The organism is Pedobacter immunditicola (assembly GCF_037482985.1).
In the GTDB taxonomy this organism is placed as follows: Bacteria; Bacteroidota; Bacteroidia; order Sphingobacteriales; family Sphingobacteriaceae; genus Pedobacter; species Pedobacter immunditicola.
Genome location: NZ_JBBHKC010000002.1, coordinates 1 through 20,870, shown reverse-complemented (window position 1 = coordinate 20,870; position 20,870 = coordinate 1). Strand labels below are relative to the sequence as shown.

The following is a 20,870-nucleotide window of genomic DNA, read 5'->3' as shown; positions in this document are numbered from 1 at the left end:
CTTAACAACTGTTAGAAAAACGGATTATTTTCTTTCTCATAACCGATGAGCGTGGAATTTCCATGACCAGGATAAACCTTGCAATCAGCAGGTAAGATAAATAATTTTTCTCTGATACTTTGCAGCAATTGTGCATGATTTCCTCCGGGCAGGTCGGTTCTACCAATGCTGCCGTAGAATAAAACATCTCCGCCTATCAAAAAGTTCTCTTCCCTGGCGTAAAAGCATAAATGCGCTGGAGAATGGCCGGGAGCAAGAATAATTTCCAACTCGCTGTTGCCAAATTTAACAACATCCGTTTCTTCCAGAAACACCTCAGGATCCGGCGATAAATCATAACGGAAACCCATGCCCGGGGCATAACCCGGAATGGCATGAAGGATCTGTAATTCACCGTGGTGGAACCGGGGTTTTAAGCCCCATTGCTCAAACACAAATTTATTACCGAATACATGATCCAAGTGACAATGGGTGTTCAACAAGGCTACGGGTGTTAATTGCTGCTGTTTAACAAAGGCGACAAGTTCGTTCTGTTCAAATGACTCGTACATTCCAGGATCAATGATCACACATTCTCCTGTTTCATCATAGAGTACATAGGAGTTCTCCTGATAAGCATTAAAAGTAAATTGTTTGATATTGATCATTTGTTGTTCTTCTAATAGGTTGATTCATTCCAAATAGCCCAGGAGCGTTCTGCCTGTAATTCCAGCATTTCCATTCCATTTTTAGTCACAGCACCCCTTTCTTTCGACAGCTGCAGGAATTGAGTTTCCTCAGGATTGTACACTAAATCATAGGACAAATGCCGGTGATCCAGGAATTGATAGGGAATAGCGGGAAAGCTATTTACATTTGGAGCCATCCCCAAAGGTGTAGTATTTATTAAAACGCTGTATTCCTGTAATATTTCTTCTGTAACATCCTCATAACCAATAGACGTTACAGTTGTCGCCCTGGTAACTACAAGGAAAGGGATACCCAGTTTCTGCAGCACATATTTAACCGCTTTAGCCGCACCGCCATTGCCAAAAATTAAAGCTTTCTGGTGATGGGAGGCCAACAAAGGCTTGAGGGATTCTTCAAAACCGTAAGCATCGGTGTTAAACCCCTTCAAGAAAGGACGCTCACCCTTGCGCTGTATGGAAATACAATTCACCGCGCCAATAAATGCAGCTGCTTCTTCCAGCTCATCCAGAAAGGGGATAACGGTTACTTTATAAGGAATGGTAACATTTAAGCCTTCAAGCTGGCTGTTTTCCTGTTGCAAGTTTACAATCAAGTCAACAGATTCAATAGGAAACAGTTCATATTGGCACCCGGAAATCCCTTCACGAACAAATTTTTCTGTAAAATACTTTTTAGAAAAAGAATGTGATAATGGATAACCGATCAGTCCAAATGTTCTTGAAACCATTGTATGGCTTATTTAGTTAAATTAAGGAAATAATCAAATGTGTCTCCCCTCAACCCTAAACGAATGGTTTCTAATGGAATAACTTCTGAGGGGGCAATATTACCCAGGTTTACATTACTGCCAATCAGCTTAATAAACCAAACCTGTTGTTCTTTTTGAGGTGCTTCCCAGATAATCGTTTCTTCAGGAATTTGCGTAAGAATTTCGTCTACAAGACCTTCTCTCACTTCACCTGAATCCCTGTAGATACCTACATTTCCACCTTCTCTGGCTTCAGCGATAACTTTCCAGGAACCAGCTTCAATTTCGGCACTCATCAGTTTGATCCATTTATAGGGAGCAAAAACTTTCTTTGCATCTTTAGAACCTACTTCAGAGATCACCGTTACTTGTTTAGCCAGTTTGGCAATAAACTCTAGTTTTTCTTCATGCTCAATATTGATTGAACCGTCAGACACTTCAGCGTATTCCATTCCAAATTGATCCAACACCCTGCAATAATCATCAAATTGGTTCCTGATTACAAAAGCTTCGAATAAGGTACCACCAAAATAAGTAGGGATGCCTGCACTTTTATAGATGGCTAATTTTTCTTTTAAATTGGGCGTAACGAAAGAAGTTGCCCAACCTAATTTAACAATATCGGTATGTAAACCCGCTACATCAATAAAATCTTCTGTCTGTCTTAAGCTTAAGCCTTTGTCCATTACCATGGTTATCCCTTTTTGACGAGGTTTAACTGGACGTTCTGGTATATTATTTAAAGGATAGTTCATATATTCTGCAAAGGTGAAAAAAAATAGGCTGTTTTTACAGGCTGATTCAATAAAAGAATGCTTTTTATTTTATATACCTGTTAATGACCTCTAAAATCAGCCCATTATCTTGTAATTGAGGGAGGTACTCAAACAAAATATAATGTTTTTCAGGCTCAATACTCAATGCAGTCTCCAGGTAAATGAAACCATCATCACCTTGTTTTAAAGCAAATAAATAGGCTACCATTCTATAGTAAAGCTCTGCAGCATCAGGATTATTTTTGATACCATCCGCTATAATTTCTGATGCTTCCAGCAGTCTGCCCTGCTCATAAAGCACGGTAGAATAATCCAGCCAGGCTTCTACATCCAGGGGATTATGCTCCAGGACCTTATCATAACACTCGATGGATTTTTCTATCTGACCTAATTTATAATAGGCATCTGCCATGGCAAACCAGAAATCAGGATTCTCCGCATCAAGGTCAAGGGCTTTTTTGTAAAAATGCAGTGACTCAAAGAAACGCTCCTCAAAATTAAGCGTTACACCAATTCCAAACCAGGCATCAGCCATCTTCGGATCCATCTTTACAGATTTTTTATAATAAGAACGGGCCTCATCCATGAGCTCTAGCTTCTCATAACATTCGCCGATGGCACAATAAGTATCGGCATTGGGTTTCTCGTATTCGAAAGTTTGCTTGTAAACTTCAATGGCCTCGGCAAAACGATCCAGTTGCACCAAAGCATTACCCTTATTATAATAAGCGGATGCAAAATTATCTTTAATTAAAATTGCATAGTCATAAGCATCGATCGCTTTCTCAAACAAATCCATCTTATGGTATGAATTGGCTAAATTGTACCATGCCGCATAGGAATAAGGATCATTGTCTATATATTCCTTATAGAACTGGATGCTTTCCTCCTGCTTGTCCAGAATGTCATAACAAAAAGCCAGTTCATACAAACCGTCTTTGTTTTCCATATTCTGTTCCAGGCTTTGCTTGATATAAACAATAGCATTTTCATAGTCCAGCATATTCTGATAGACATAAGCTATTTGCAATAGAATATCATCTGTGGCTTCAGCAAATTCCAGTGCCTTCTGGAAATTTTCCAGGGCAAGGGGATGCTGATCCAGACTACTGTATATATTTCCTCTTAAGATATAAATTTCGGCTTCAGAAGGCTCCAGCATTTCTGCCTTTTCCAGTGCTACAAATGCACGGTCTATCTGGTCGATAATAAAAAATAACTGCGCTTGTTTTACCAGAAACACAGCGGCATAAGGATGTTGATTTAGGGCATATTCAATTACCTGAAGCGCTTTAACAGGATCACTTTTATCAATATAATTATCAATAATATTTTCAAAAGCCTGGGCATCAAAAAAATACTGATCCTGGTTCCGTATCATCTCCTCATAACGTTCAACAGAACGCTGCGCATCATCACTAAAATCAAAGTAATATTCCTCTTCCATGTATAAGACTAATTAAAGAACAGATCCTCTTTTTTTAAAAACTCATTATAAGTTTACGTTATTTAAACGTAAAATGGTGAATTAATTTTCAACAATTAAACGCCCCCTCAGACAGGTTACTGTTAAAATCGTAATTTACAGCCGCTTAAATGTTTGTCACATTATTATTAACGCACACAGATTGTTCAGAATTAGGTACAAAAGAACAAAACTTAATCTTAAATAGGGTAATTCAGGGGTCAAGAAAATAAGCTATCTATTTTTTTATAGGCCACAAAAGAGCATCTTTGTTTATATCATTTTGTTTGTAAAAACCACTCCATAACTATGCAAAAAGAGATCAGTAGAGTATTAAAAAATTTAGGTATTTTAGAAAATAATCCTGCTTACAGCACTGGCAGTGACACTGGTACAGCTCCAAATGCGGAGACCATCACTAGTTATTCGCCAGTTGATGGAAAAAAAATTGCAAGCATCAGCGTTGCTACGGCAGAAAACTATGAAAGTGTAATAAAAACAGCTGAACAGGCGTATTTGTTCTGGCGTCATGTACCTGCACCAAAGCGCGGTGATATCATTCGCCAGCTAGGCGATGCCCTTCGCAAAAACAAGGAAGACCTTGGCACCCTGGTATCTTATGAGATGGGAAAAAGCCTGCAGGAAGGCCTGGGAGAAGTGCAGGAGATGATTGACATTTGTGATTTTGCTGTTGGCTTGTCCAGACAATTGTATGGTTTGACCATGCACTCTGAGCGCCCTAACCATAGGATGTATGAGCAATGGCACCCACTGGGCATTGTAGGGATTATTTCCGCTTTCAATTTCCCTGTGGCGGTGTGGAGCTGGAACACCGCGCTGGCGCTGGTTTGTGGAAACGTATGTGTTTGGAAGCCTTCCTCAAAAACACCAGTATGTGCTATTGCCTGCCAGAAGATTCTGGCAGATGTGCTTGCAGCAAACGAAATGCCCGAAGGCGTTAGCAGTCTGCTGATTGGCAACGCCATCGGTGACCAGCTTAACCACGATAAACGTATATCATTAATATCATTTACCGGCTCCACCCGCATTGGCCGCATCGTTGCTGGGGCCGTAGCTAGCCGCTTTGGAAAGTCCATTTTAGAACTTGGCGGAAACAATGCCATTATCATTTCCAAGGATGCCGACCTGGACATGTCCTTAATTGGTGCTGTTTTTGGTGCAGTTGGAACTGCTGGTCAGCGCTGTACCTCCACCAGGCGCTTAATTATTCACGAGGATATCTATGATACTTTCAGAGATAAAATAGTGAAGGCGTACGGGCAGTTAAAAATCGGCGATCCTTTGGATCAGAATAACCATGTTGGGCCGCTCATCGATACTGCAGCGGTCGATATGTATTTGAAAGCGATAGAAAAAGGTAAAAAAGAAGGCGCCAACTTTATTGTAGAAGGCGGCGTGCTGGAGGGCGGAGCCTATACCTCAGGCTGTTATGTGAAACCTTGCGTAGCCGAAGTAGAAAATCATTTCGATATTGTGCAGGAGGAAACCTTTGCCCCTATTTTATATTTGATTAAGTACAAAACCCTGGACGAAGCGATTGCTTTACAAAATGGTGTACCACAGGGCTTATCATCAGCCATTATGACTTTAAACCTGAGGGAAGCCGAGCAGTTTCTTTCTGTAGCAGGCGCTGATTGCGGGATTGCTAACGTGAATATAGGCACTTCAGGGGCTGAAATAGGTGGCGCTTTTGGTGGCGAAAAGGAAACCGGTGGTGGTAGGGAGAGTGGCTCTGATGCCTGGAAAGGCTATATGCGTAGACAAACAAATACCATTAATTACTCAAACACTTTACCCCTTGCACAAGGGATAAAATTCCATATCTAATAATTTATCGTACCATCGCTGTAACATTAAGGAACAGTGATGGTACGATTACAGGTAACGCTGCGCTAACGGCGACCTGCGAGGGACCTGTTACCGACCTCCTACCGGAAAAGCCATTCCAGGCCGGTGTCAATTACCTGTCAAATCCCTCCTTCTCCCAACTTATCTGTATTGTCTCTGTATTGTTCAGCCAATCATCCCCTCATTTACAGTTAATGTGTAAAAAATGAGCTAAAGCTGAACAATTAGACATAGCGATTACATTTTACCTCCCTTAGTTTTTTGAAAGCCTGCCATTTTGATGTATGTTTAAAGGTTTCAATTTGCTTAGCCGCTTTATTATAACTCTTCTTTATGTTACGTGTAGATAGTGCCAAACCATGCAAAATTGTATATTCCTTATGTAAGCATGAGTACCTGGGTTATTTAATTGAACCCCATATGGTGCAGCTTAATCCGCATGGTGATTTTTCATTAACCTACCAGCGATTGTTTAGTCATACTGCAGAAGAGTTCTCCAGGCACCTTACGCCTAACGACCTGAAGCTGATTAAACTGCTGGACGAGATGGAGCAGGATTTTATCATTAAGAAGCATCATAAAAAGCAAATCAGGCCGATGGAGTTTTTCAGCAAGTTTTTTGATGATAAATTCTACGATAAAGTACGCCCTAAACTAGAGAAAAAACTGGCTGAAGTGTTGGCAATCATTGTGGTCACAGACTCGCTGTACCTGATGGGTAAAGATGGCTGGCCCGCAGAAAGGAAACTTGAAATAGCTACCGAGCCAGCAACAGTGCTCTTCCACTTTCGCAAAAACAACTTTGAAACGCGGTATTTCCCAACCCTAAAATATAAGGGCTTACGCATAGATTTCATGTTTAAGGATGCCCAGGTAGTGAGCAACCAACCGGCATGGCTCCTGCTGGATGAAATATTGTATTTTTTCGAGAACAACATTGAAGGAAAAAAATTGCAGCCCTTTCTGAACAAGCGCTTCATCACCATTCCGAAAGCCACAGAAGAAGCCTATTTTGAAAAGTTTGTCGGTCCTTTGATCGAAAAGTACCATGTCTATGCAGAAGGGTTCGAAATCAACACCGAACAATATGATCCTATACCGGTTCTGGAAGTGGTTTATGTGGAAGGCGGTATTTCTCAGTTGCAACTTTGCTTCAAATATGGCCCTTACACCTTTCCAATGAATGTGGAGCGGAAGGTTACGGTCAGGGTGGTTAAAACCGATGATAATTATGTATTTAGCCGCATTAAGCGGAAAAACGACTGGGAGAAAGGCAAGTTCAGTGAGTTATTGAAATCTGGCTTAAAGAAAATCAATCCCCATACCTATCACCTGGAGCTTAGTCAGGCGCATGAAGACGAAGATCAATCTTACGGCGTCATCAACTGGGTAAATGAACATTTGGAAGAACTGCAGAACAACGGTTATGAAATCATACAAACTTCGGGCGCAAAGAAATTTTTATTTGCGGTAAACACAATCAACTTCGAGATCAGTGAAAAAAATGATTGGTTTGATATCGATGCTATTGTTTATTTCGGTGCACATCCCGTTCCTTTTTTAGCATTAAAACATCATATCCTGCATAAGAAAAGAGAATTTTCATTGCCCGACGGATCCATTGCCATCATTCCCGAGCAGTGGTTTAGTAAGTATGGCAGCCTGTTCATGCTCTCTGACGGAACGAAATCTTTAAAATTAAAAAAACACCATATTGGCTTATTGAGCGACCTGGGTGAAGACAGCCTTGCTAATGTAACCTTAAACAGGAAACTGGAAAAGTTAAATGATTTTGAGAACATTGCTGATGTGAAGATGCCGGTTCACTTTAATGGCGATTTAAGGACTTACCAAAAAGCAGGATACAATTGGTTTAGTTTTTTAAGAGAATATAATTTTGGTGGTTGCCTTGCCGATGATATGGGTTTAGGTAAAACCATTCAAACGCTGGCCTTGCTGCAAAAACTAAAGGAAGATAATGAAGATCATGCCACCATAGGCACCTCTTTAATCGTTATGCCTACTTCTTTAATTTACAACTGGCTGAGTGAGGCGCAAAAGTTTACGCCACAGCTTAAAATACTGGCACATACAGGGACAACCAGAAACAAAGACATCAGTAAATTTATCGACTATGATGTGGTCATTACTACCTATGGGATCACCCGGGTGGATGTAAGCTTATTAAAGGATTTTTATTTCAATTACATCATTCTCGATGAAAGTCAGAACATCAAAAATCCTTCATCAAAGTCTTTTAAATCCGTAAGGGTGCTAAAATCAAAACACCGGCTTATCCTGAGCGGTACACCGGTAGAGAATACTGTAGGTGATTTATGGACACAGCTTACTTTTTTAAATCCAGGTTTGTTAGGTACCCAATCCTATTTCAATGAAGAGTTTGTACAGGCCATAGAAAGAAAAAAAGACGAGGAGAAATCAAGAAAACTGCAGGCAATTATCAAACCTTTTGTGTTGAGAAGGACCAAAGAGCAGGTGGCTGAAGAATTGCCTCCTAAAACGGAGCAAATTATCTATTGCAGCATGAGCGAAGACCAAGCTACTTATTATGAGGAAACAAAATCTGCCTATCGCAATGATTTGCTGAGCAGTATGGATGATGGCACTTATACTAAAAAACAAGTGCAGCTTTTACAGGGATTAACAGCTTTGCGCCAACTGGCCAACCACCCGGTCATGATTGACAAGGGTTATGATTCTGACTCTGGTAAATTCGAAAATGTAATCAATACGCTGGATAATGTACTGAAGGGAGGTCATAAAGTGTTGATCTTTTCACAGTTTGTTAAACACCTGAGCATCTTTAAAGATTACCTGGAACAGGAGCAAATCAACTTTTCTTACCTGGACGGAGCTACAAAAAACCGCGGAGAAGTGGTGGCAGAATTTCAAAATGACGTTAATCTCAAGGTTTTTCTGATCTCTATCAAGGCGGGTGGTGTAGGCTTAAACCTTACCGAAGCAGACTATGTTTTCATTCTGGACCCCTGGTGGAATCCGGCGGTTGAACAACAGGCTATTGACCGTACGCACCGTATCGGACAGGAAAAGAAGGTATTCATTTATAAATTCATTGCTAAAGACACGGTGGAAGAAAAGATTCTTTCCCTCCAGAACCGGAAAAAGAAACTGGCCAGCTCACTCATTACCACGGAAGAAAGTTTCTTTAAATCATTAAGCAAGGAAGACATCAACGAACTACTTAACTAGCAGGCACTTGCCTTAAGATATCAAGATATGCTGCTCTTGGAATCATTTCTGCACCCAGGCTTAGCAAATGATCATTTGGCAGCTGGCAATCGATCATTTTGATGGAAGGATGCTGACTCAGCCAAATCAAGGCTGCTTTTGAGGCATTGCTTACCAAACTGAACATACTTTCGCCACAGAACACCTGGTTGACTTTTACCCCATACAGGCCGCCTACCAGCCGCCCTTCCTGCCAAACCTCTACACTGTGTGCATGGCCACTTTCATGAAGCCTGATATAGGCCTTTCGCATATCTCTGGTAATCCAGGTACCGTCCTGCATATTGCGGCTTACCGATGCGCAGTTTCTGATCACTTCTGAAAAGGCAAGATTAGTGGTGATGGTAAACACCTGATCCTTAAGCACCTTTTTCATACTTTTGCTTATCTTAATGTGCTCAGGAAATATGACACAGCGCTCATGGGGTGCAAACCAGCAAATCGGATCTCCCTCACTAAACCAGGGAAAGATACCGTTATGATAAGCCAGTAACAAACGCTCCTTGCTCAGATCACCACCAACAGCCAAAAGGCCATCAGGATCAGCAAGGGAACAATCAGGAAAAGAGATTACATTCTTTTGCAACCGAAAAACCATGTACAATATTACGAACAAAATTTAAATTAAACCTATTTGGCAAAGTACAGTCTTACCAGAATTCAATACATAAATTAATGGAGCGAAAAGAAAATTTCTTCAAGATAAAACACTTATATCACAGAGCAGGTTTTGGTATAGCTTTCCAGGATTTACACAAAGCAAGCAACAGAAATTTTCATAAAGCTGTTAATCATTTATTTTCACAGGCGGCTGCAGCTGATGCCGGATTGACTACGGTTGACCAGAGTGAAACCAGGCAGCAACTGCTTCGGCAGGCCGGTTTAGGTGCTAAAAAAGAATTAACCCCGGCAGAGAGCGAACAGCGGAAAACCATCATCAGGATGCAAAATGCGAAAAGCAGGGACCTGAACATTGCCTGGATCCAAAAGATGATCGATTCTGAATCCCCTTTACTGGAAAAGATGACCTTGTTTTGGCATGGCCATTTCGCCTGTCGCTCCAATAACCCCTATTACGCACAGCAGTTGAACAACATCCAAAGAAAAAATGCTTTAGGAAGTTTCAAAATGCTGGTCATGGAGGTCTCGCAATCGCCTGCCATGCTTCAATACCTCAATAACCAGCAAAACCGAAAGAACCGCCCCAATGAGAATTTTGCGCGGGAGCTGATGGAGCTGTTTACACTGGGCCGTGGAAATTATACAGAAAAAGATGTTAAAGAAGCCGCAAGGGCTTTTACCGGCTGGAGCTACAATAAGGAAGGTGAGTTTGAATTCAGGAGAAACTTACATGATGAAGGGAGCAAAACTTTTTTAGGCAAGACAGGAAATTTTGATGGTGAAGCTATTATCGATATCATCCTGGAGCAACCTGCTGCAGCCGAGTTTATTTGTAAGAAATTGTATACTTTCTTTGTTAACGATCAGCCAAACGAAATACACATTAAAGAACTGGCCAGGCATTTTGACGCTAAAAGCTATAACATAGCTGCTGTGATGGAGCAGATTTTTAAGTCTGATTGGTTTTATGATTCCGCAAATACAGGCAATAAAATTAAGTCTCCTGCCGAGTTCCTGGTCAGCCTGAGCAAGACCTTTTATGTAAATTTCCAAAAACCCCAGGTATTGATACAACTGCAAAGCAGTTTAGGCCAGTACTTGTTTAACCCGCCCAATGTGGCTGGCTGGCCCGGCGGTAAAAACTGGATCGACAGTTCTTCACTGATGTTGAGGATGAAGATCCCTTCGCTGGTTTTGAATGATGGCCTTATTGATTTTAGCGGCAAGGCCGACCCTGAAGATGAAGCCTTATTGGCCATCAACAGAAAAGGTAAAGCCAGGCCAGTAAAATCTTACATCAATGCATCGGCCGACTGGACCAGGTTTTTAGCTTCTTTACCTAAAGATTGCAGTGCAGAACAACTGGCTTCTTTTCTATTGCAGCCCGGGCTGAATGCCAAGATTAAAAGTTTAATTGATCACAAGGCTACCCTTAAAAATGTAGCGATAGAAATAACCAGCACCCCGGAATACCAGTTGTGTTAAGCTAGCGGATAAAATATCATGAAGAGAAGAGATTTTTTAAGAAACACCATTTTTACCTCCGCAGGCGCAATCATGGTTCCTGCCTTTCTTAAGCCTTTTGAAGCATTTGCTTTAGAGGAGTTAAGCAGTTATAAAAACCTGGTGGTGATACAGCTTTCAGGCGGTAACGATGGGCTGAATACCGTTGTGCCCTATGGTAATGATATTTACTACCAGAAAAGGAGAAGCATTGCGATTAGACCACAGGAACTGATTAAGCTGAATGACATGCAGGGACTTCACCCACAGCTGTCGGCACTTAAAGAAATTTATGACCAGGGTTGGATGACGATCATCAATGATGTGGGTTACCCAAATCCCGACAGGTCTCATTTCCGTTCCATGGACATCTGGCAAACAGCCAGTGATGCTAACCAGTTCCTGACCACAGGCTGGATAGGCCGATACCTGGATTCAGACTGCAATACTTGCAAATTCCCTTATACAGCTATTGAAGTGGACGACAGCCTTTCGCTGGCCATGAAAGGACAGACTAAAAAAGGGATCGCCCTGAAAGATCCGGCAGTTTTATTCAGAAACACCAATGAGCCCTTTTTCAAGGAAATGATTCGTCAGGAGGAGAAGGAACACCTGGATGAGGATAATTTAGGTTATCTGTATAAAACAATGATAGAAACATCTTCCTCGGCAAATTATATCCACCATACCTCAAAAACTTTTCAAAATAAATCAGTTTACCCCAGTACGGCATTTTCCAATCAGCTGAAAACCATTTCGAGGTTTATCTCCTCCGGATTAAAAACCAGGATCTACTATGTTTCGCTGAGTGGCTTTGACACGCATGTGAACCAGAAGCAGCAGCAGGGAAATTTGCTGAAGCAGTATGCTGAAGGGATTAATTCGTTTGTAAAAGACCTTAAAGAAAATGATAAACTGGATGATACATTGGTAATGACCTTCTCCGAGTTTGGGCGGAGGGTGGAACAGAATGCCAGCAACGGGACTGACCACGGCACGGCAAATAACATGTTCCTTTTCGGTGGGAAATTAAAGAAGCAAGGGATCTTTAATCCGGCACCTCATCTTGGTGATCTGGATGCCGGTGATTTAAAATACCAGGTGGATTTCAGACAGGTTTATGCAACGGTTTTAGATAAGTGGCTGGATGTGAATAACGGTGATATCCTTAGCAGGAAATTCAATACGCTTGATTTCATATAATTTTATTCCAGCAAACCGATTTGTTTGGAATGCTCAATAGCTTCTTTACTGCTTTTGAACAGACAGGTCTTTATGCCCTTAGCTTCCGCCTCTTCCAATAAGGCCCTGGTAGCGGCTTCTTTTTTATGAACAACCTGCCGGATATAAATCGCCTTGATGTTTTGCGGGTATTTATGGGCAATGGTGGTATAAATATGTGGGTCTTGTTGTGAATTGTCGCCGAAAAAAACAAACTTCTGGTTAGGAAAAGCATGCAAGATTCGCATTACCCTTAATAGCTTCCCCTCATGGCCTGTTTTACCTGTTTTAAAAAGGTTCTTCCATTGTTTGATCTGGTTAAGGAGGAACGCCCCTTCGGGGAGTTCATTGTACCTGAAAGTCTCCACGAGGTAATCGTACAGGTTCCATTCACTGCTTGATACATAAAAAAACGGATTTGGTTGACCAGGTTCTGTTTGTGCGTTGGCTAATAATTCATAATGCTGCTGCGCATCTGCAAAGGTTTTCCTGGTACGTGGGTTTTTAATGAACAATTCGCGTAATCTTCTCCAGATGGTCGCCGAATGTGAAATCATAATGGTATCATCTACATCTGATATGAAGGCATATTGAGTAATGTGTGGCACATAAATTTCACCGGTACTCTCGGCAATCACATCATCGCCCTCACCCAATGCTTCTACCTTTACAGGGTGCCAGCCTGCGTTCACCTTCTGGCCGGCTACCCATTCAAATTTAAAAAAGCCATCATATTCAGTGGTTTGTTCCACTACATCATCAAGAAATGATAATCTTACCCGGGTAAAGGGGAATGGTTTCAGTACAAATAATTTAAACAGGTGAACAATATTAACCAGGAGATTATTGCTGAAAACCTGGTTAGCCCTGGCTTTATATTTAAATACATGTCCGTATACCACCAGGTCGTGCCTGTGCCCGTACCCGTGGTATACTTTTACACTTACAGATTTATTCATTAAAAGTAAAACAGAGATTGGGCAACGGTTGTTTGTATTATTAAACAATAACGCTATCCATTGGAAGAAAAATTACTTTTTATCGTGAATCCTGGTTCAGGAAGTCACGGTACCGATTACACAGAACTTATCAAAGAGTTTTTCCAGTCGCGGGATGACCTGTACGAGATTTTTAACCTGCCAAGTAATTGTTCCATCCCCAAAATTAAAGAAGCCATCGGCGCTTCTAATGCTACAAAAGTAATTGCTGTAGGCGGAGATGGTACACTACGGTTAGTAGCAGAATGCTTGTTAAACACCAATATGCCAATCGGACTAATCCCTGCAGGCTCTGCTAACGGGATGGCCAGGGAATTGGGAATACCTGCAGATGGGAATGAAGCCCTGGAGCTGGTACTAAATGGAATACCGAAAAGCATTCACGCGGTCATTGTAAACGGGGAGTTATGTATCCACCTGGCAGATATTGGTTATAATGCCTATGTGGTTAAAAAATTTGATGACCTGCCAGAAAGGGGGATGTGGGGCTATGCAAAAGCGGCATGGCAGGCTTTTTTACGGCAGCATAAAATGGAGGTTGTTTTTAAAACCGACAAGGAAGAAGTTAAATCAAGTGCCGCCATGGTGGTGATTGCCAATGCCACGATGTATGGCACGGGTGTTAAAATCAATCCGGAAGGACAATTAGATGATGATTTCTTTGAAGTGATCCTTATTAAGGAATATTCTGTGATGGAGATCCTGAAGATCAGGTTTACCTCGCTTCCTTTTAATCCGGATAAGATCGAGATCTTCAAAACCAGGGAACTGAGTATCAGGACCCGGCACCGTGTTCATTTCCAGGTAGATGGGGAATATATGGGAAAAGTGAACCGCATTGCGGCAGAAATTATTCCTGCGGCTTTAAAAATCATTGTTCCGCCGGAAGAAGATGTTTAGGGACAGTATTTTTTGATGTACTGATCGGCAAGGTCAAAGCCCATGTGTTTAACAAACTGAAAGTCTTCACAGGCGCCTTGATTGTCATTCTGCTTGAGCTTTTTCATGCCTGCGGCTATCTTCCTTTCCATAAAAGCTTTGTCATAGCCCAGTTCTTCCTTCAATTGTAAGAACCTGGCTTCTTCCTCTTTTTTAAACGTGCCGGCTTCCTTATTCTTATAAAAATTTAAAATGGCCTCGGTAAGCCCTTCACTGGCCTGGTAAGCAGCAATAGCTCTTTGTTTGTCGGCCTTTGTGCGGTTACCACAGTTATAGCCTTCCAATTTGAAATTTACAGGGGCAATGACAACAACGGAGGTATCATAACTGGCAGGCATGATCCATTTGCCGGTACTCCTGCGGATGAGCCGCAGTGCTTCATCATCCAGATCGGTGCCTATACCTGATTGTACTGAAGATTGGTAAACTTCACCATCTTTGGTCAGTTTAAAAGCAACTGTCACGTTCCCTTCCAGGCAGTTTTGCAAAGAGTAGGGCGGATAAACCAGGTTAGACTTGATAAATGCTTCCAACCCTCCTTTAATTTGAGGTTGAGCAAAGGCTGAAAAAGTGATGCAAAGAAAAAATATGACTAAGATTTTCCTCATGTACTAATTTACATAAATTAAACCGAAACCAGTGGAAATGTATGTTTTAGAATTGGTGCCGGATCGGGACTATTTGCCAGGAAACCTGCCCTTTGCGTATACCTGCAAACACCGGGATAATCGCCTTTATAACTTTTGATATCAAAGATCAGTTGGAAATGAAGGTGAGGCGGCCAGTGGCCATTTTCTTCTGGTATTCCGAAAGTGGCAAACTGCTGACCTGCAGCAATCAGCTGTCCTTCTTTTAAATGATGTAAGGAATCTAAACTCAAATGACCATATAGCCCATAAACAACGAGGTCATCGAGCTGATACTTTAAAATGATGGTAGCACCATAATCACCAAAGTGATCATTAAATTTAAAGCTATGTACGGTTGCAGGAAGGAAATTATAGACTGGGGTGCCTGCCTTGCCCCAGATATCAACACCGAGATGTAAGCGTCGAGGCTCTTCGCCGGCATCGAAGTGCGCACTTCTGGCATAGATGGTCCGGTGTTCATTGTAACCACCTATACCATACCGGGCCTGTTTTTCCTGAAGATTTTTGTCTATCCAAGTGGAAAACTGTGCTGTATCTGCTAGAACAGCAGGATTCAGGTCTTTATTGTTAATCGTGAAATCGAAAGGGTACAGGCGGTCTGCAGCGCTATCAAAATCTACCACTGGGGCTAAGTTAACAGCTGACTTATGAAAATAGTTGGCAAATTTCTCTGAGGGCGACATAGATAACCTGGCTATTCTTCTTCTCCGTTTTCTTTTCTTTCCTTGGTAATCTTATCGAAGATCTTATCCATTTGTTCTACATAGGTATTCGTGTCATCCAGGAAGAAGTTAAGTGTCGGAACAATACGCGCCTGGTGGCGAATCCTTGAACCAAGTTTATACCTGATCTCTCCTGCATGTGAGTTGACTTCTGCAATGGCTAATGCAGTATTGTTAGCGTTTAAAAAGCTCAAATATATCTTTGCGACGCCAAGATCAGAAGATACCCTTACCTTTGTGATGGTAACGAGTGTATTTGGTAAATATACTGCCCCTTCACGTTGAAATATTGCTGCCAGCTCTTCTTGCAGCATGCCCGCAAATTTCCTTTGTCTTTTACTTTCCATAATAATCCTGATCTTATATTAATATAACAATTTATCATAAGGATAACGCTGTTTGTGCAGCACCACGACCTTATCATAGAGTAATTGTTTAAGTTCTTCTAAATTTTCTTTGTGTAGGGCCGAGATAAACAACGCAGGGTCGTTATGCTGGGCCATCCAGCTTTTCTTAAAATCTTCAAGGGTAAATGGACGCTTTTCCTCCCCTTCTTCCTGTACCTCCGGGCTCACATAGGCGTCAATCTTATTGAAAACCATGATGATTTCTTTATCCCTTGCGTCCAGATCTTTCAGGGTTTCATTGACCACGCCGATCTGATCTTCAAAATTAGGGTGTGATACATCTACCACGTGAATCAGAATATCTGCTTCGCGAACTTCATCTAATGTAGACTTAAAACATTCCACCAAATGATGCGGTAATTTGCGGATAAATCCAACGGTGTCCGACAAGAGAAAAGGTAAGTTTTCAATAACGACTTTTCTCACTGTGGTATCCAGTGTAGCGAAGAGTTTGTTCTCTGCAAATACTTCTGATTTGGAGAGCATATTCATGATGGTAGATTTACCAACGTTAGTATAGCCCACTAAGGCAACCCTGATGAGTTGTGTACGGTTTTTACGTTGCGTTTCGTTCTGCTTATCGATCAGCTTTAACCTTTCTTTCAGCAGGGCTATCTTTTCAAGGATCATCCTTCTATCACTCTCAATTTGGGTTTCACCGGGACCACGCATCCCGATACCACCTTTCTGGCGTTCAAGGTGTGTCCATAATCTGGTTAATCGAGGTAACAGGTATTGCAGCTGTGCCAACTCCACCTGCGTTTTTGCCTGTGCAGTTTGCGCTCTTCCGGCAAAAATATCCAGGATGAGGTTACTTCTGTCAAGTACTTTAACCTGTAACTCACGTTCAATGTTTCTCAGCTGAGAGGGGGAAAGCTCATCGTCAAAAACGACCATATCAATCTCTTCAGATTTAACATAAGCCTGTATTTCAATTAGTTTACCCGTACCTACGAAGGTTGACCTTTCCGGGCGCAGCATTTTCTGTGTAAAAACCTGTTCCACCTTTCCACCCGCCGTATCTACGAGAAATGCCAGCTCATCAAGATATTCTTTCGTCTCTTCCTGAGTCTCGCCCGGTCTGATTACACCAACAAGTACAGCGCGTTCCTGCTTGACTGCAGTATCATAATATTTCTGTTTTCCCATTCTGTTTTACAAAGATACAAAAGTTATACCGAGATTAATTCACGCACAAATTGATCCATTGCAGCGCCTGGGTCGGCTGTTTTCATGAAATTCTCGCCAATTAAAAAACCATTAAAACCGGCGGTTTTCAGTTCCTTTATGATCGCCGTATTGCTGATGGCGCTTTCAGAAATCTTTAGAAAGTCATTCGGAATCTGATCAACCAGGTCAAAGGAGGTTTGGATATTTACCGAAAAATCTTCCAGGTTTCTATTATTTATGCCAACGGCATCAAGTCCCATACAGATACTGCGTTCTAATTCCGCTAAATTATGCACTTCCAGGAGTACATTTAAACCAAGGCTTTTTGCTAAAGCAACCATTGACTTTATTTCGGCCGGATTAAGGATACCAGCAATCAACAATACGATGTCAGCGCCCATTGCTTTGGCTTCATAAATTTGGTATTCATCAACAATGAAGTCTTTCCTTAGGATGGGAATTTCGTTGACGGCTCTCGCTTTTAAAATATCCTCCTTGTGTCCGCCAAAAAAATCAGCATCTGTCAGTACTGACAAGGCCGATGCACCTGCGGCAGCATAACCTTGGGTAACTTCTTCTACAGTTGAGGTGTCGTTAATGATGCCTTTGGAAGGAGAGCGCCGTTTAAATTCGGCAATAATGCCGCTACGCTTTTCATCCAATAAGAATTTTTTAAAGGAATAGGTTTCACGGTCAAAATTAACAGCAGCCTTTAATTCTCTTACCGAAACCTGTGTTTTGGAAAGTGCAACTTCTTCCCGTTTACGAACTACAATTTTATCTAGGATATTCATACTCTAACCAATTTTTAATGATTTGTTTACCATACTCAGTCAATACACTTTCGGGGTGGAACTGTACACCCCGCACATCATAATCCTTATGAGTTAAGGCCATCACCTGACCATCTTTGTCTTTAGCTGTAACTGTCAAACATTCAGGCAAGCCTTCGTTGTCGACTACCCAGGAATGATAACGCCCTACATTGATAGAATCGGGACACCCGGCAAAGGTAGGTTCGTTTTGATCCAGCACCGAAATGGGCGTGGCGATACCATGCATTGGCCTGCCCAAATTTAAGAGTTTTCCACCAAAAGCTTCTGCTATGGCCTGCTGTCCAAGGCATACACCAAAAATACTCTTCGTTGGGGCATATCTATGGATGACATCCAACAGTAAGCCGGCTTCATCAGGAACACCCGGACCTGGGGAAAGGAGTATTTTATCATACTGTTCCACATCATCAAGGTTAAACTTATCATTGCGCCATACTTCGGCTTCATAACCAAGCTCATTGATCAGGTGGACTAAATTATATGTAAATGAATCGTAATTATCTATTACTAAAACTTTCTTTTGCATCACTCTTATTGTTAAATGTTTTCGGCTGTTCAAATTTCAGCTACTCCTGTTTTTGATCTATTAAATGCTTTCAGCCATTACAATTGCTTTCCTTAACGCGGCAATTTTATTGTTAACCTCATTCAATTCGTTTTCTGAAATAGAATCTGCCACAATTCCAGCACCAGCACGGTAGTGAAGCTCATTGTTTTTACTCATAAAAGTCCTGATCATGATGGCGTGATTAAATGCCTCGTCAAAGCCCATGTAGCCAATGGCGCCACCATAAAAACTCCTTGCCAGACCTTCATATTTGTCGATCAATTGCATCGCTTTATATTTTGGAGCACCACTTAAAGTTCCGGCCGGGTAAGTATCCGCAACGACTTTAATGGCCGAAACATCACTATCTATTTTCCCGCTTACTTTTGATACCAGGTGAATTAAATGAGAATAATACTGAACTTCTTTAAAAGATTTCACCTCCACTTGTTTACAATGTCTGCTTAAGTCATTTCTGGCAAGATCAACGAGCATTACATGTTCTGCACTTTCTTTTGGATCATTTTCCAACCTTTTTGCAATTTCTGCATCTTCAGCATCATTACCGGTACGTTTAAAGGTTCCCGCAATGGGGTAGATATTGGCTGTATCCTTATGGATAGTGATTTGGGCTTCCGGTGATGAACCAAAGAGTTTAAAGTTACCATAATCAAAGTAAAAAAGGTAGGGTGAAGGATTAATGGAACGCAGGCAGCGGTAGACATTAAATTCATCCCCCTTGAAACTTTGTTTAAAAGCTCTTGAAGGTACAATTTGGAAAACATCTCCCCTTAGGATATGTTTTTTTAATTTTTCTACCATCTCGATAAAATCCTCATTTGTTAAATTCGAACTTTCTTCGCCTACACTGGTGAAATCATATTCCGGGAAATTCTTGTTTTGGATGATGTATTCAATCCTTTCCGTATCAACATTTTCACTATCATTAAAAGTGTTGTTAAAGAAAGTGATCTCATTTTTGAAGTGGTCTATTGCAATCGTATATCTGTAAACATGATATTGCATGGAAGGGATTGCTTCATCCTTTTCTGTTTTGGCGTTAAAAACAATATCTTCAAAATATTGAATGGTATCCCAGGTGAAATAACCAAACAAGCCTGAGGAGATATAACGGCTATGATTACTTTCGGGCTGGACAAACCGGGCTTTAAAAGCATCAATCTCATCAATTAACGTAAAATCTGTTTTAACTTCTTCGCTTCCGTCTGGATAGTAACTCGATAATACACCATCCTGCAGTATAATCCCTGCGACAGGGTCAGCACATACGTAACTTACGGAATTCTCCCTGCTATGGTAATCAGAACTTTCCAATAAAATAGTATTTGGAAATACATCACGTAACCGCAGATAGATACTCACAGGAGTAGTGGTATCAGCTAATCTTGTTTTGGAAGTGGTATGAATCGAAAATTTATCTAACATATTTTTATATTTTTCTTTTAAACAAAAAACCCGGCGTGGTTACGTCGGGTTTAAGTTGTGAAATGGTTTAGGTTGATAAACTATAAGGTACACAAAGCAACGACGAAACTCTTTTGAGAATTACCACGCCACTGCCAAGTATGTAATTTATTGATCATGTGTAACAAATATATACTTTATTATTATATTATTATAAAGAAACAAATAAAATTTGTAATACTAAGACACACCCCAGAAAGAGCGGGAAGGATCTGCATTTACCATGGCATAAATGGCACCGAATATGATGACAAGGGCTAGGGTAAAATAAATGGCTACGTTTTTATGTTTGGCCAGGGCACTATCAAACCTTTTAGTACGGGCATTACCAACTGTAATAAGGATCACAGCAAATATCATCATGCTGATGTGTTCCATTTTCCAGTAACGTCCCATAGCAACCGAACTATCAACTTTATACCAACTGTTCATGAAATATAAGACCAAACCTAATAACAATTGTATATGCGCACTGATTAATGTAAACAAGTTTAGTTTCCTGTTTCCTTCTGTATAAGGTTTTTTACCCAGCCAGCCTGAAATAGCAGTAATTAAAGCCAGCACTAACAAAACGATTACGATATAACGCCATCCGGAGTGGGCACTTTTCAATATTTCATTCATAATTGATCTTTTAATTAATTTGTTTTTTAAAGATTTGTTAAAAATAGAAATTAAAACTTTCATTGTCTAATCTAAATTTAGAAAGACAAGCATCATCTAAGTTTCTATTGATGTACTTAAGGTGCTGTTGCAAGACATCACCAGCTATAGCTCCGAAGCCCTTATAAATGACTCCAAGACTGATACGTTGATCACCCAGGAAATTCTGCAGCAGCGGGCTTAAAACGTCATGGTAATTAACTTGTAAGGGCAAGAAGAAAATCTCCGGTTAGAAGTAACTGTGGGGAACTCACCGGGAGGACAAGCCGGCTATGTATAAAACAAGCATT

The 20,870-nt window shown here is 41.1% G+C and carries 20 protein-coding genes; 5 read left to right on the top strand and 15 right to left on the bottom strand.

What is annotated here, in order from left to right; translation table 11 throughout:
* Positions 1–11: 11 nt before the first annotated feature.
* The 4 genes from WG905_RS02665 to WG905_RS02650 form a co-directional block, all read right to left on the bottom strand.
* Positions 12–647, bottom strand: coding sequence for an MBL fold metallo-hydrolase (locus WG905_RS02665; protein WP_339590151.1), 636 nt, complete (start codon positions 645–647; stop codon positions 12–14).
* 11 nt (positions 648–658) lie between these two features.
* Positions 659–1,417, bottom strand: a complete 759-nt coding sequence (locus WG905_RS02660) for a shikimate dehydrogenase family protein (protein WP_339590150.1) — start codon at positions 1,415–1,417, stop codon at positions 659–661.
* A gap of 8 nt (positions 1,418–1,425) precedes the next feature.
* Positions 1,426–2,193, bottom strand: coding sequence for a phosphosulfolactate synthase (locus tag WG905_RS02655; RefSeq protein ID WP_339590149.1), 768 nt, complete (start codon positions 2,191–2,193; stop codon positions 1,426–1,428).
* 64 nt (positions 2,194–2,257) lie between these two features.
* Positions 2,258–3,661, bottom strand: coding sequence for a tetratricopeptide repeat protein (locus WG905_RS02650; RefSeq protein ID WP_339590148.1), 1,404 nt, complete (start codon positions 3,659–3,661; stop codon positions 2,258–2,260).
* Between the two features lie 327 nt (positions 3,662–3,988).
* Here WG905_RS02650 and amaB point away from each other — a divergent pair, with 327 nt between their 5' ends.
* Together amaB and WG905_RS02640 are read left to right on the top strand one after the other, a co-directional pair.
* A complete protein-coding gene (gene amaB / locus WG905_RS02645) occupies positions 3,989–5,527 on the top strand; it encodes an L-piperidine-6-carboxylate dehydrogenase (protein ID WP_339590147.1) in 1,539 nt (512 codons plus the stop codon).
* Positions 5,528–5,881: 354 nt separating this feature from the next.
* Entirely contained in the window at positions 5,882–8,779 is a 2,898-nt protein-coding gene (locus WG905_RS02640; protein WP_339590146.1) for a DEAD/DEAH box helicase, read from the top strand.
* On the opposite strand, the gene aat is transcribed toward WG905_RS02640, so the two are convergent.
* Positions 8,772–9,416 (bottom strand): leucyl/phenylalanyl-tRNA--protein transferase, encoded by a 645-nt coding sequence (gene aat / locus WG905_RS02635; protein ID WP_339590145.1) that lies wholly within the window; start codon positions 9,414–9,416, stop codon positions 8,772–8,774. The two genes, WG905_RS02640 and aat, sit on opposite strands and share 8 nt — an antisense overlap.
* Before the next feature lie 77 nt (positions 9,417–9,493).
* Here aat and WG905_RS02630 point away from each other — a divergent pair, with 77 nt between their 5' ends.
* Both WG905_RS02630 and WG905_RS02625 read left to right on the top strand, forming a co-directional pair.
* Positions 9,494–10,924, top strand: a complete 1,431-nt coding sequence (locus WG905_RS02630; protein WP_339590144.1) for a DUF1800 domain-containing protein — start codon at positions 9,494–9,496, stop codon at positions 10,922–10,924.
* An 18-nt stretch (positions 10,925–10,942) separates the two neighbouring features.
* A complete protein-coding gene (locus tag WG905_RS02625) occupies positions 10,943–12,145 on the top strand; it encodes a DUF1501 domain-containing protein (RefSeq protein ID WP_339590143.1) in 1,203 nt (400 codons plus the stop codon).
* A 2-nt stretch (positions 12,146–12,147) separates the two neighbouring features.
* Here the strand turns inward: WG905_RS02625 and WG905_RS02620 are convergent, their stop codons facing one another.
* Positions 12,148–13,122 (bottom strand): App1 family protein phosphatidate phosphatase, encoded by a 975-nt coding sequence (locus WG905_RS02620; protein WP_339590142.1) that lies wholly within the window; start codon positions 13,120–13,122, stop codon positions 12,148–12,150.
* 60 nt (positions 13,123–13,182) lie between these two features.
* Between WG905_RS02620 and WG905_RS02615 the strand changes: the two genes are divergently transcribed.
* Positions 13,183–14,061 carry a diacylglycerol/lipid kinase family protein gene (locus WG905_RS02615; RefSeq protein WP_339590141.1) on the top strand — a complete coding sequence of 293 codons (879 nt, stop codon included), beginning with the start codon at positions 13,183–13,185 and terminating at the stop codon, positions 14,059–14,061.
* Here WG905_RS02615 and WG905_RS02610 read toward each other — a convergent pair.
* From WG905_RS02610 to WG905_RS02570, 9 genes are all read right to left on the bottom strand, one after another.
* A complete protein-coding gene (locus WG905_RS02610) occupies positions 14,058–14,708 on the bottom strand; it encodes an energy transducer TonB (protein ID WP_339590140.1) in 651 nt (216 codons plus the stop codon). The two genes, WG905_RS02615 and WG905_RS02610, sit on opposite strands and share 4 nt — an antisense overlap.
* Before the next feature lie 17 nt (positions 14,709–14,725).
* On the bottom strand, positions 14,726–15,373 hold the full coding sequence (locus WG905_RS02605) for a peptidoglycan DD-metalloendopeptidase family protein (RefSeq protein ID WP_339590139.1): 648 nt from the start codon (positions 15,371–15,373) through the stop codon (positions 14,726–14,728).
* 71 nt (positions 15,374–15,444) lie between these two features.
* Positions 15,445–15,819, bottom strand: a complete 375-nt coding sequence (gene rbfA / locus WG905_RS02600) for a 30S ribosome-binding factor RbfA (protein ID WP_339590138.1) — start codon at positions 15,817–15,819, stop codon at positions 15,445–15,447.
* A gap of 18 nt (positions 15,820–15,837) precedes the next feature.
* Complete coding sequence (hflX, locus tag WG905_RS02595) at positions 15,838–17,028, bottom strand: GTPase HflX (protein ID WP_339590137.1); 1,191 nt, start codon at positions 17,026–17,028, stop codon at positions 15,838–15,840.
* 23 nt (positions 17,029–17,051) lie between these two features.
* Positions 17,052–17,843: an indole-3-glycerol phosphate synthase TrpC gene (gene trpC, locus WG905_RS02590; protein ID WP_339590136.1), complete on the bottom strand. Its 792-nt coding sequence runs from the start codon at positions 17,841–17,843 to the stop codon at positions 17,052–17,054.
* Complete coding sequence (locus WG905_RS02585; RefSeq protein ID WP_339590135.1) at positions 17,827–18,411, bottom strand: anthranilate synthase component II; 585 nt, start codon at positions 18,409–18,411, stop codon at positions 17,827–17,829. The genes trpC and WG905_RS02585 overlap by 17 nt, the downstream gene beginning before the upstream one ends.
* Positions 18,412–18,471: 60 nt before the next feature.
* On the bottom strand, positions 18,472–19,878 hold the full coding sequence (locus tag WG905_RS02580) for an anthranilate synthase component I family protein (RefSeq protein WP_339590134.1): 1,407 nt from the start codon (positions 19,876–19,878) through the stop codon (positions 18,472–18,474).
* A gap of 219 nt (positions 19,879–20,097) precedes the next feature.
* Positions 20,098–20,541, bottom strand: coding sequence for a cytochrome B (locus WG905_RS02575; protein WP_339590133.1), 444 nt, complete (start codon positions 20,539–20,541; stop codon positions 20,098–20,100).
* Positions 20,542–20,578: 37 nt separating this feature from the next.
* Positions 20,579–20,794 (bottom strand): hypothetical protein, encoded by a 216-nt coding sequence (locus WG905_RS02570; RefSeq protein WP_339590132.1) that lies wholly within the window; start codon positions 20,792–20,794, stop codon positions 20,579–20,581.
* Between the last annotated feature and the right edge of the window lie 76 nt (positions 20,795–20,870).